Raw genomic sequence first — 12,070 nt, 5'->3', positions numbered from 1 at the left:
GTATGACACGTATTGCGATTTGCCCGGGAAGTTTCGATCCCGTTACATATGGACATTTGGATATTATCCGAAGAGGGGCGAAAGTCTTTGACCACGTCATCGTGGCGGTATTCAACAACCAGAGTAAATCTCCTCTATTTGATGTGAACGAACGCAAGGAATTGTTGGAAGAAGTAACCAAAGATATCGACAATGTTTCCGTGGACGCCTGCAGCGGCCTTTTGATGGATTATGCCGAGGAAAAAGGAGCGCATGCGATCATTCGAGGTTTACGGGCCGTGAGTGATTTTGAATATGAAATGCAGATCACTTCCATGAACCGGAAGCTGAATGAAGATATTGAAACGTTTTTCGTGATGACAAACAATCAATACTCTTTCTTGAGTTCAAGCATTGTTAAAGAGGTGGCGAAATACCGGGCGAACATCAGTGACCTTGTTCCACCGCCTGTAGAAAAAGCTCTTTCAGAAAAATTTTAAACACGACAGAAAAAACGATCTCTACGGATTATACGTGTAGGGATCGTTTTTTTGTTTTCCGTTCACTGTTCCATTTTACACAGATCATGAGCATGATCATGAGCAAAGTAATCGGCGGTCCATAATGATTGAAAAATTCGAGAATGGGGGTCGTGAAGTTTTCATTTGGATTCCAGATCGGCATGCTTTGTTGTTGAAAGGGGCGGTAAACGAAATACAATACATAAATCAACGCAGCGGCGACCATTCCATGAGCAATCCTTGCCAGTGCGTAAGGTTTGAAGCGGATGTCTGTTTCTGCAAGAATGCTTGCGATTTGGGCCTGAATCGAAAATCCATGAAAACCGAGAATGAAGCTTACGATTAAAAGCTGAGCGAGCAAAGGTTCATGGGTTTCGGTAACCGCTCCGATACCAGTCGTCAATTCCAACATTCCTGCTGTAAAAGGAACATGGAACGTTTCAGGAAGTCCTGTATAAAGAAGCAGGTGTGAAAAAATATGAATGGCACCTGTCTGCTTCAACAATTCCGTGAGAACGGAGAAAAGCATGATAAAACCACCAACCATAAGCAGTGTATCCACTGATCTTGTCACTGCATCTCCCATCAATTTGCCTAGTGTTCGTCCATCATCCAGCCGAGATTGGTGCATTTTACTGAACGCATCTTTCCAGGAAGCAGACGTACGTTCCATGCTACGTTCCTGATCATTTCTCTTATAGAAACGCATGCCGATGCCCACGAGAAAATTCCCACCATAATGGGCGATAGCAATGAGAATGCCAAGGCTTGCATCGTGAAAGAATCCGACAGCGATGGCTCCGAAAATGAAAAGTGGACTAGAAGCGTTAGTAAAAGCGACCAACCTCTCCGCTTCGACACGGGTCACTTGTCCTTTCTTACGCAGGTCGGCCGTCCACTTCGCTCCGGAAGGATAACCGCTTGCCATTCCCATCACCCAAACAAAACCGCCGCAACCAGGAACATTAAACAAGGGCCTCATAAACCGTTCACTAAGGGCCCCGAGCCCGTGTACGACACCGAAACCGATTAAAAATTCTGCGGTTATAAAAAATGGGAGAAGGGAAGGGAAGACGATTTCCCACCAAAGATCGAGTCCTCTGAGACTGGCGGATAGGGCATCACGTGGATATAAAATCAAGGAAACCGCAAGCGCCGAAGCAAGCAGCGTCAATGCGATGGTTTTCAATTTGGAAATCGAGAACGCCTCCTTAGACATGGCTGTTTTCTGTACTTCTCATCATAGGAATAGTAGAATGGGTATAGATTTCGACGCGTGCTCACAGGTTGTCTATATTCCATGTGTACGCTCATAAGGGAATGGTTTATTCCATAAAATAAACCACATGGATGAAGGAGGAATGGCGAGTGGCGAGACCAAAGATCGGATTGGCTTTAGGTTCTGGAGGAGCGCGTGGTTTTGCACACTTGGGTGTTCTGAAGGTCCTTCGTGAACATGATATTCCCGTTGATTTCATTGCAGGAAGCAGTATGGGGGCGCTCGTCGGCTCTTTTTTTGCTGCCGGACAAAGAATCGAAGATATGTATAAACTTGCCTTTACGTTTAAAAGAAAGTACTATTTGGATTTCACTGTCCCCAAAATGGGGTTTGTTCAAGGGAAAAGAATCAAAGAATACATCCGGCTTTTCACGTTCGGAAAGAACATCGAGGATTTTCAAACACCCATGTCCATTGTCGCTACGGATCTCTACGCCGGAGAGAAGAAAATCTTCACGACAGGTCCTGCAAGTGATGCGGTCAGAGCAAGCATTGCCATTCCCGGGATTTTCGTACCCGAAAGAATTGAAGATCGTCTCTATATTGATGGAGGGGTCATTGATCGTGTCCCTGTCTCTGTGGTGAAAGATATGGGGGCTGCATTTATTATTGCTGTGGATTGTGCTCACTTTGACTCTGACCCAAACATTAATTCAATTTATGATGTCATTACCCAGAGCATTGATATTATGCAGGATGAATTAGTCACAGCTATTGGGGTCTCCTCTGATGCGGATGTGATGATCAAACCGGATGTATCCAAATTCAGCTCCCGGGCTTTTACGAAGATCCAGGAAATTGTAGAGGCGGGGGAGAAAGCAGCGGAAGATTGCATACAAGAAATAAAGATGAAGCTCGCTGCGTGGAAGGAGTCAAATGACGAATGAAAGCAAATCGTAAACTAATTATCACTGGAATTATAACCGTACTTATCGTGGCATTCCTGGGGGCCTTCCGCCTCCCTTATTATATTTATAAACCGGGAACCGCGGATGCGTTAAATGACATTGTCGAAGTCGAGGGTGGTTACGACAGTGAAGGGGATATGCACCTTGTAACCGTCAGAGGTGGACAGGCGACACCTATTCAATGGGTTCTTGCCCAGGTCCGTCCATTCCATCAAATCTATCCATTAGAAGACATTCGTCCGGAAGGGGTGTCAGAGGAAGAGTACTTCCATGCCCAGCTGCAAATGATGGAATCTTCTCAGGAAGCCTCCAAAGTCGTCGCCTATCAAGCAGCCGGCAAAGAGATTGAGATTAACTATGAAGGCGTCTATGTCATGAATGTGATTGAAGGGATGCCAGCCGAAGAGATTTTAGAGACGGGCGATCAGATTGTGAAAGTCGATGGCCAGGACATTCAAGAAACGAGTGACCTGATCGACTATGTGAGCAACAAGGGTGAAGGAGAGTCCGTCATGCTTACCATTGTAAGAGATGAGGAAACAATCGAACGTGAACTTGAACTGGCTCCTTTTCCTGATAATCCAGACAAGGTAGGGGTCGGCATTTCCCTTGTGACCGACCGGACAGTAGATGTGAATCCGAAAGTGAACGTCAAAAGTGGTGAAATCGGAGGGCCGAGTGCCGGACTGATGTTTTCTTTGGAAATTTATGATCAATTGACAGAGCCTGATATCACAAAAGGTTATGAAATCGCAGGGACCGGAGAAATAAACTATGAAGGACAAGTAGGAAGAATCGGAGGCATTGATAAGAAAGTGGTGGCCGCTTCCGACCACGGTGCAGAAGTTTTCTTTGCACCAAATGAAGAGGGAAGAGAAGGATCCAATTATCAAATTGCCAAAGAAACGGCAGAAGAAATCGATACCGACATGAAAGTCGTTCCTGTGGATACATTCCAGGATGCACTGGATTTTCTGCAGGAATTAAAACCGAAGAAGGAAGCATAAAAAAACAGCCGTTCCGAAGGAGGAGCGGCTGTTTTTATTTTTAAATAAATACTATACAGGGAACGTTCACGGTGATATAGGTGCAACCTTTGGTTTAAAGTACCATTCGCACTCCTGGGGGGATGATTTTATCCCGTTCATGAATGGATCACAGGCGGGCCGTATTCACGTTTCAGTTGATCTACTCTACGCTCAGGAGACAAGACACTATAATAAGCGGCCGCAGCCCTTGCTTCCAAATCCAACATTTCATGCTCCAGCTGCTGAGGTTGTGTGATAAGCGGGATAGAGGTTTCTTTTTTTATACCGCTTAAATACTTTTTACCTGTGTCTGACATGCCAAGGATTCTTGCATAAGGGGGCGGTGTTTCTCTTAAAAGCACGCGGGCTTCCTGTTTATCCGTTCCAACAAGAATATGGGCAAGGGTCCGCTGAAGGCGTGTCCACGTGTACCTCTTCGTTTTCAAAGAAGAGATAAACTGATGGAAGGTTGCAGCCTCTTTGATGGTCCTTTTAAGACGGTATTCCAAACCTTCGTCGACTCCATGGAAACAGCGGAGGGTACTTTCCTCCATCGTCATGATCTTGTATTGAAGCAGGTGAAAATAGGCTTCCCAATCGTGCCAAAGGCCATGGGTGTTTTTGTACTCATGTAAAACCTCAACTGTGGAAGGGGGAAGCGACTGTCCAGCCTTCTCTGTCAGTTCTTTTTCTTCAAACAATTCTTTTCGAATGCTTGTTGCACTTGCAATCTTTCCATGAATCTCTTCATCATGGTAGTGGTTATCTTTTCGTAAAACGGTCAGTGGTTCAATGTCTGGAGCATAAGTAAGAAGTTGTTTGACGTAACTATAGCCAAGGATGTTATTCGGTTGTGTGAGGTCGATGGAACCAGAGGGGAAAGAAATGGATTCATATCCAAGGCGGGAAGCCTCTGGGTAGGCATATCCTTCATTCAAATATCTTCTCACGGTCACATCATACTCTTCCTGATGTCTGCTCATATGCTCAAAAGCCTCCGTGAACGCCGCAATCCTGCCGTTTTCACTGCCAAAGCAAACGCTGTCCACCCCGACTTCAGCAAGTGTCTGGATAGCCCCTTGACTAAAGTAATCGCTGTGTTGGACCGCATAAAGGAAGGGGAGTTCAAGCACGAGATCCGCCCCGCCACGGAGCGCGGCTTCCGTTCGGTTCCATTTATCGATTATCGCAGGTTCTCCACGCTGTAAAAAGTTCCCGCTCATGATGGCGATCATGCAATCGGCTTCTGCATGTTTTTTCGATTCTTCCAAATGATAAAGATGTCCATTATGAAAAGGATTATATTCAACAACAACTCCACATGATTTCACAAAAGATCCTCCCATCCGATTCTTTACTATTGAACAAGTGTTTGGTTTATTTTATCATGATACTATGGAAATTTCGCATTCCTGACCGTGAAATATGATAAATCTTACTAAAACCGCACGAGAATAAGGATATGCTGTAAAGAAAAAATATTGACAAATCAGCGAAATCCTTTTACAATAACTCTTGTTGCCATGAGGTGATAACTATGAAATTTCCTCTACAAAAACTCAAGCAGACAGGTGATGAGCCATTCTACTTTGAGGATGACGTAGATATTCGCGAATTAGAACAACTGAACAATGACATTCGCAGGATTTCCCCTGTTCATGTCAAAGGTCAAGCAATGACTCGAGGAAATGATATAACGGTAACTTTTTCGATTGATGGAGAAATGGTGTTGCCTTGTGCCCGAACGTTAGTTGATGTGACTTATCCATTTCACATTGATGCTCTGGAGGCATTTAATCTGTCACCTTACCATACAGAAGAAGATGACTCTGAAGTTCATTCCGTGAATGGAGAAGTGCTTGACTTAACGCCTTATATCAAGGAAAATGTACAGTTGGAGATTCCGACTCGCGTTTTTTCCCATGATGATGAGGCTCATGAAGCAGCCCCCCAGGAAGGGAAGGGCTGGCAGGTGGTTACAGAGGAACCTGAGGAAAAGAAAGTGGATCCTCGAATGGCTAAACTGCAATCATTATTAAATGAAGAAGAGAACGAGTAAAACAATATGTTATGGTTCTCAGAAATCCCTTAAAGGAGGTGTACAACATGGCAGTACCTAAGCGTAAAACGTCTAAGAAAGTCAAAAACCAACGTCGTACTCACAAGAAACTTCACGCACCAGGAATGGTTCAGTGTGATAACTGTGGCGAGTACTCAAAACCACACCATGTTTGCAAATCTTGTGGACAATATAATGGAAAACAAGTGGTGAACGACTAAGTTCATCAAAGAAAGGCCTGACATCCGTCAGGTCTTTTTTTATGTCCGCAAACTCTCCCACTAACGCTCCCTATACTTGAAGACTCAGTTTAAGACTTTAGTTGAGTGGATGGGGATGCGGGGAATAGCTCGCTTTCCGCGGGAGCGCGGTGAGCCTCCTTGGAATTCGTCCTGTGGGGTCTCACCCTGCACTTTTTTTCCCGCAGGAGTCTCGCCATTCCCCTCCGCCCCTTTGCCATGGAAGATTCTCGAAACCACTACCAAAAGGTCAACTCGTATAATTATGGGAAGTGGGTTATAGAACACCTCCATAACACCTTTATACCTCTAACAGTTGGATAGTGGAAGATCCTCCAACTTGGTACAAGGGTTCGTTTCTCCCTTACATTGAAAGGGGTGGTTGGGAAGCTGCGAGACTCCCGTGGGAGAAAGGAGATAGGAGAGATCCCGCAGGCCGTTAGCCCGAGGAAGCTCGCCACTCCCCCACAGGAAAGCGAGTTGCTTCCCAGCCACCCCTGACGCTCAACTCAGCAACGAACCCCGAAAAAGTCTCGAAACCGAGTCTTCCACAATCCTGCCATATAGTTGAACAAAATCTATAGATTTCTGGTACATTAGTATTGGAAGGGGTGGAGGAAGTGTCACAACTAATTTTAGTAGAGAAAAAAGAAGGGTATGCGGTTTTAACCCTGAACCGACCAGAAAAGATGAATGCGATCTCAAAACAAATGACGAAAGAATTTTATCAAGCGCTCATAGAGTTGAAGAAAGAAAACTTGAAGTTCCTTGTGGTCACAGGTGCGGGTGATCGTGCTTTTTGTGCAGGGGGGGATTTGCGTGAACTCCATGGCGAAATGAGTGCCGAACAAGCCTACACCACGCTGCATCCAATGAAAGAGGTCCTGTATGAGTTGGCTGCGTTTCCTGTCCCTACGATTGCCGTATTAAACGGACAAGCAAGGGGAGGCGGGTGTGAAATCGCAACGGCCTGTGATTTTAGATATGGAATAGAGGGCGCGTCCTTTGGTTTTATCCAAGCTAATTTAGGTATTATCCCTGGATGGGGAGGGGGCACCCTTCTATATCAGCGGATAAACAACGACGTAGCTGCTCATTGGTTAATGGATGCTGACATGTACTCAGCAGAGCAAGTCTATCGAATTGGATGGTTACATAAGATGATTACAGTAAACTGGAACGAAGACATTTTCTCATCTTTTCTCAATAAAACACATGAACAAATGAAAATTTTCAAGCGACAGTATATGGATCATATGGAATTCAACAGGCTTTCTGAACGTATGGAGCGTGAGGTCAGACAGTGCTCCCTGTTATGGGAATCGGATGAGCATAAAGAAGCGGTTCGAAACTTTGAAGCTAAGAGAAAAAGATGAGAAATGCGATTCTATCAATCATTCCTCCTGCATAACTATAAGCAAACGATAGAGGAGGGATGCTATGGATGCCCCGAGACAAGATGCCTGGAAGGACGAGGAAGACCTGTTATTGGCAACGACGGTTTTGAAACATATTCGGGAAGGGAAGACCCAGCTGGAAGCCTTCCAGGAAGTGGCTGAACAATTACACAGGACGCCTGCTGCATGTGGATTCAGGTGGAATGCGACTGTGCGCAAAGAATATCAGAAAGAAATTCAGGAAGCGAAAAACAGCCGTAAAGCCACACGGACGATTTATTCATCCTCTAAGTCTTCTGATGATGCCCCGATGTCTTTGGATGCCGCCATCTCGTTTCTGAAAGAAATGAGATCAAAGCAGTTTGAAGATTACGGGAAAGAAAATTTAGAAACCCAGTTGAAAAAACTGAACGAAGATAATGAGAAGCTTAGAGAAGAATTGAAACAGTGGGAAGCGGCGTGGAATGAAATGGATAAACTTGTCCATTGGGTAAGAGAAAAAAGAAAAAGTGAGAGTGGTGTTTGATCGATCGATTCACCTGCCATTCATATTATTTACCATCATAAACAAAGGCCCCTACAACATTGTGTAGTGGCCTCATTCATGTTTTATGCGTTTACATCTCTTTCTTCCACACCTGAAGGCATCCAGATCAGTGGATTTTCTCCGAGGTCACGTTCTACATCATAATGCGCTTTTTGAAAGCCCATTTTCTCCCAAAAACCATGAGAATTAATTCTAGGGTTTGTTTTAATCGGTAAATCAAAGCTTTTGGCGAATTCCACGAGCGCTTTTCCATAGCCCAGCCCACGATAATCCGGAAGAACCTCAAGTTTCCACAATTCCAGATAGTCCTGAGAAGGATCAAAATAATGGTCATACTTGGCTTTAACTCGGTATAAGCTCATGCGTGCGACTAAAGCGCTTCCATAATACACTCCGTAAAATGGTGACTCACTATCGTTTTCCACGATATTGCTCTCCAAGTCCTCGAGCATCGCAAGTTCCTGGTTCCCATATTCTTTGAACCGTTTAAATTCCTCAAGCGTCTTATAGTTGACCAATAAAGGTTGAACTCTTGTTTTCGTCATCATGAAAGAATCCCCTTTCAAATATCTGTCTATATCCATATTATAATATAAAAATTTTCAGAATGAAATGAATAATAATACATTGGACAAGAATCGACTGCAATATCGTTTAGGAATCTGCTACAATAGTGAAGCAGATTAGTACGAAATGAGGAGAGAATCATGAAAATCGGCATCATTGGGGCGGGTTCCATAGGATTATTGGCAGGGGCCTATTTAGGTAAGAATCACGAAGTGCATATGTTTGTGAAAAAGGAAGAACAGAGAGAAATCCTTGAGGCACAAGGGATTATCTGTGAACAATTTACAGAGGCTGTGCCCGTTCATGCGCATCTTGTTACACAAATGAGTGAAGGTTATGACTTATGGATGGTAACCATTAAACAACATGCGATGGATGATTTTCTTGACCAGGCCCTCCCTGGTGACGCCCCGTTTTTATTCCTCCAAAATGGGATGGGGCATTTGGAGAAACTATCACAAACTCGTTTGATAAGCTGTGTCGGTGTCATTGAACACGGTGCACTGGCTAAAGGTCAAAACGTAGTCGACCATAGGGGGCGTGGGAATATTCAAATGGCCGTCTATAAAAAAATGGATCCTATTCAGGGACAAGCCCTCTCAAAGGAATTACATACAGCACATTTTCCAGTCGTATTTAAAGAACAATATGAGCCTATGCTAAAGAGCAAACTAATCATAAATACGGTGATTAATCCTCTCACGGCACTATTCTATCAACCGAACCGTTCCATCCTCACGAATCCATCCATAAATGAACTGGCCCGTTTCTTGTGCGAAGAAGCTTGTTCCGTTTTAGGCCTTTCCTTTTCTGATGAATGGGAGCGAGTGAAGAAAGTAGCAGAGGCAACGGGAGAAAATCATTCCTCGATGATGAAGGACATCACAGAAAACAGATTGACAGAAGTGGACAGTATTAGTGGTTACATCCTGAAACATGGAAAATGCCCACTTCCTTACCATCATTTCGTCTTGCATGCGATTCATGCACTCGAATATGAAAGGGGGGTTCGAAAAAGATGAGTGATCTGATCGTTTATACGATTGCGTTTCTGCTGACTCTTCCTCTTCCTTTTCTGGTGGTTTTCTATCTATGTGCCAGAAAGTGGAGCAAGCATAAGTTAAAGGCCTTGCACCGCACAGCAAACTATACCGCGCCTATCTTTATTTTGTCGGTCCATGTTCTCCTTGTCGTTTTGTTTGACCGCAGCTTTCTACCGTTCATTATTATCTTCCTTTTGATCCTCTTAGGTATGTCGATGGTAGCGCAGTATAAAATCAACGAAGAAGTCCGCCTGTTCCGGGCACTCAAAGGATTCTGGCGCGTAAGTTTTCTTTTGTTCATCGTATTCTATATGGGATTGAGTGCGTTTGGGTTCGTAACAAGAGTCTTTTTCAGCTAGTGCCTGAACAAAGCATTTACATGAATTCTTCAGTCCGACATAAAATAATGAAAGCAAACGATAAGCACAGCCCAAATCAAAAAGGCTGTGCTTACCTGTGGAAAAGTCTCCTTCGTACCCTGCACTTTTCCCCCGCAGGAGTCTCGCCACTCCCCCACAGGAAAGCGAGTAGCTTCCCAGCCACCCCTGAAGCTCAAAACGGGGAACGAACCTCGAATGATCTTGATATCGAGTCTTCCACAATTTTGATATTTTCTTTAATAACAAGTACGGGAGCTTATATGGAATTAGAGTTTCAAACAGATAATGTGAAGTCTGTGGTGGTTTTTTGTACAATACAATAGGATACATAATTAATCATGTAATTATTGCCGATAAAGGAGTCGTATAGAGATGCGCATCGAACCGATTAAACTTGAACCGAAACAAACGTTGTTTCGTGACTATAAAAACAATTATGAAAATATAGCTGATCGGTTTAACCACCACCCGTTTGAAGAATCTACTTGGGAGCGTCGGTTATCTGAAATAAGGAATCAAACGTATCAAAGGACTGAGCTTTCTGAAGTGCTGAATCGAATGAATCGACGGTGGGAAGCTCCAGAGGAAACCCTTAACAATATTGAAAAGCTAAAAGATGAAGATAGTGTGGTCGTCATCGCTGGCCAGCAAGCCGGCCTGCTTACAGGTCCGCTCTATTCCGTCCATAAAATCATATCCGTTCTGCAGCTGACAAAAGAAAAGGAACGCGATCTTGGAAAACCGGTCATTCCTGTTTTTTGGATTGCTGGGGAAGATCACGATTTTGATGAGATTCACCATATCATGATGAAGCAGGGAAGCGGTATGGAAAAGATGACAATCGATCATACCCCTGAGACGAAAGCTTCCGTTTCTGAGATCACCATTGATCAGCAAAAAGCCTCTGCCTGGTTGAAGGACGTTTTCGGAATGGTGAAGGAAACAGAGCATACGCAGGACTTTTATAAAGAAATGGAAAGGTTATTAAAAGAATCGGACAGTTACAGTGACTTTTTCGCCAAAGTGGTTTATCATCTTTTCCCTGAGGAAGGCCTCGTGTTAATGGATGCTCATGATCCTGAAGTCCGCCGCCTTGAAACGCCTTACTTCAGTACGATGATTGATAAAAATAGAGAAATAGCCAGTGGGGTGTACGCGGTCTTGCAGAAAAACCGTCAGGAAGGGTATGAGACCATTCTTGACAGCGAACTTGATGACGCCCATTTGTTCTATAGTTTCGAAGGAGAAAGAGTTCTCCTTGTTCGGGACGAAGAAGGGAATTATCGTGGAAAAAATAATGAAGTCGTTTTGACGGAATCAGAGTTGTTGAAGGTCGCAGAAGAAACACCAGAGCTGCTAAGCAATAATGTGGTGACAAGACCGTTGATGCAGGAGGCCCTTTTCCCAGTCCTTGCCTTTATCGGTGGTCCGGGAGAAATCAATTACTGGTCTGTTTTAAAGCCGGCTTTTGAAGCGGCGGGGTTGTGTATGCCGCCTGTGCTTCCGCGTCTATCCTTTACAATGATTGACCGGAAGACAGGCCAGCAGTTAGAAAGGTTTCATATCCCTGCGGATGAAGCCATCCGCTCTGGAGTGAGAGAGAAGAAGATGAATTGGATTGCTTCCCAAAGTACCCCTCAGGTCCATCATTTAACCGAACAGGTGAAAAAAGAAGTCGAGGCCGTCCATGCGCCGCTCCGTGAAAAATCTGCTGCACTAGGTGCAGACCTTGGTCAGCTGGCTGAGAAGAATTTGGAATACATCCTGGAAAACATTGACTTTCTAGAGAAACGGCTTCACCAATCGATGGAATCACGCCATCAACATGAGATGGATCAGTTTGAAAATATGGAATGGACACTTCATCCTGGTGGTGGACTGCAGGAGAGGATGTGGAGCATCGTCCCATGGGTGAACACATACGGAACGACGGTGTTTCAGCAGATGAACAGACACCATCTGAGCTTTAGAAACGATCATTATGTCGTATATTTGTAGGGAAGGTCCTCCACCATCCCCCACCACAAAAAAATATGATTAAACCCTTTAAAATCTTGCCTTCACGGGCAGGATTTTTTTCATGGGAAGAGAATGATAAAAAAGTAAGTGGAGAAAAGTGGGGC

The 12,070-nt window shown here is 44.3% G+C and carries 13 protein-coding genes; 10 read left to right on the top strand and 3 right to left on the bottom strand.

What is annotated here, in order from left to right:
* Window positions 1–2: 2 nt before the first annotated feature.
* Window positions 3–479, top strand: coding sequence for a pantetheine-phosphate adenylyltransferase (gene coaD, locus K2225_RS02525; RefSeq protein ID WP_146818667.1), 477 nt, complete (start codon window positions 3–5; stop codon window positions 477–479).
* Between the two features lie 28 nt (window positions 480–507).
* Here coaD and ylbJ read toward each other — a convergent pair whose 3' ends face one another.
* Window positions 508–1,719 (bottom strand): sporulation integral membrane protein YlbJ, encoded by a 1,212-nt coding sequence (gene ylbJ / locus K2225_RS02520; protein ID WP_255574122.1) that lies wholly within the window; start codon window positions 1,717–1,719, stop codon window positions 508–510.
* A gap of 149 nt (window positions 1,720–1,868) precedes the next feature.
* Between ylbJ and K2225_RS02515 the strand changes: the two genes are divergently transcribed.
* Together K2225_RS02515 and K2225_RS02510 are read left to right on the top strand one after the other, a co-directional pair.
* The gene (locus K2225_RS02515; protein WP_220583329.1) at window positions 1,869–2,666 is read left to right on the top strand and encodes a patatin-like phospholipase family protein; all 798 of its coding nucleotides are present in this window, start codon (window positions 1,869–1,871) and stop codon (window positions 2,664–2,666) included.
* Entirely contained in the window at window positions 2,663–3,694 is a 1,032-nt protein-coding gene (locus tag K2225_RS02510) for a SepM family pheromone-processing serine protease (protein ID WP_220583328.1), read from the top strand. The genes K2225_RS02515 and K2225_RS02510 overlap by 4 nt, the downstream gene beginning before the upstream one ends.
* A 137-nt stretch (window positions 3,695–3,831) precedes the next feature.
* Here K2225_RS02510 and K2225_RS02505 read toward each other — a convergent pair whose 3' ends face one another.
* The gene (locus K2225_RS02505; RefSeq protein WP_220583327.1) at window positions 3,832–5,046 is read right to left on the bottom strand and encodes a nucleotidyltransferase; all 1,215 of its coding nucleotides are present in this window, start codon (window positions 5,044–5,046) and stop codon (window positions 3,832–3,834) included.
* Between the two features lie 206 nt (window positions 5,047–5,252).
* Here K2225_RS02505 and K2225_RS02500 point away from each other — a divergent pair, with 206 nt between their 5' ends.
* The 4 genes from K2225_RS02500 to K2225_RS02485 all read left to right on the top strand — a co-directional run bounded on the left by K2225_RS02500 (window position 5,253) and on the right by K2225_RS02485 (window position 7,936).
* Window positions 5,253–5,774, top strand: coding sequence for a YceD family protein (locus K2225_RS02500; RefSeq protein WP_146818676.1), 522 nt, complete (start codon window positions 5,253–5,255; stop codon window positions 5,772–5,774).
* A gap of 47 nt (window positions 5,775–5,821) precedes the next feature.
* Window positions 5,822–5,995, top strand: coding sequence for a 50S ribosomal protein L32 (gene rpmF, locus K2225_RS02495; RefSeq protein WP_035505553.1), 174 nt, complete (start codon window positions 5,822–5,824; stop codon window positions 5,993–5,995).
* 638 nt (window positions 5,996–6,633) lie between these two features.
* A complete protein-coding gene (locus K2225_RS02490) occupies window positions 6,634–7,389 on the top strand; it encodes an enoyl-CoA hydratase/isomerase family protein (protein WP_220583326.1) in 756 nt (251 codons plus the stop codon).
* 64 nt (window positions 7,390–7,453) lie between these two features.
* Window positions 7,454–7,936, top strand: a complete 483-nt coding sequence (locus K2225_RS02485; RefSeq protein WP_146818688.1) for an RsfA family transcriptional regulator — start codon at window positions 7,454–7,456, stop codon at window positions 7,934–7,936.
* A gap of 83 nt (window positions 7,937–8,019) precedes the next feature.
* On the opposite strand, the gene K2225_RS02480 is transcribed toward K2225_RS02485, so the two are convergent.
* On the bottom strand, window positions 8,020–8,505 hold the full coding sequence (locus tag K2225_RS02480; RefSeq protein ID WP_089652800.1) for an N-acetyltransferase: 486 nt from the start codon (window positions 8,503–8,505) through the stop codon (window positions 8,020–8,022).
* A 159-nt stretch (window positions 8,506–8,664) separates the two neighbouring features.
* On the opposite strand from K2225_RS02480, the gene K2225_RS02475 reads away from it, so the two are divergent.
* The 3 genes from K2225_RS02475 to bshC all read left to right on the top strand — a co-directional run bounded on the left by K2225_RS02475 (window position 8,665) and on the right by bshC (window position 11,945).
* Window positions 8,665–9,546 carry a ketopantoate reductase family protein gene (locus tag K2225_RS02475; RefSeq protein WP_220583325.1) on the top strand — a complete coding sequence of 294 codons (882 nt, stop codon included), beginning with the start codon at window positions 8,665–8,667 and terminating at the stop codon, window positions 9,544–9,546.
* Window positions 9,543–9,926: a DUF3397 family protein gene (locus tag K2225_RS02470; protein ID WP_220583324.1), complete on the top strand. Its 384-nt coding sequence runs from the start codon at window positions 9,543–9,545 to the stop codon at window positions 9,924–9,926. Before K2225_RS02475 ends, K2225_RS02470 begins: the two co-directional genes overlap by 4 nt.
* A 393-nt stretch (window positions 9,927–10,319) precedes the next feature.
* Window positions 10,320–11,945 carry a bacillithiol biosynthesis cysteine-adding enzyme BshC gene (gene bshC / locus K2225_RS02465; protein ID WP_220583323.1) on the top strand — a complete coding sequence of 542 codons (1,626 nt, stop codon included), beginning with the start codon at window positions 10,320–10,322 and terminating at the stop codon, window positions 11,943–11,945.
* Window positions 11,946–12,070: the final 125 nt, after the last annotated feature.

This window comes from Halobacillus sp. Nhm2S1 (genome assembly GCF_019599545.1).
Classification (GTDB): Bacteria; Bacillota; Bacilli; order Bacillales; family Halobacillaceae; genus Halobacillus.
The sequence above is the reverse complement of the archived record's forward strand: the minus strand, read 5'-3'. Positions and strand labels throughout refer to the sequence as shown.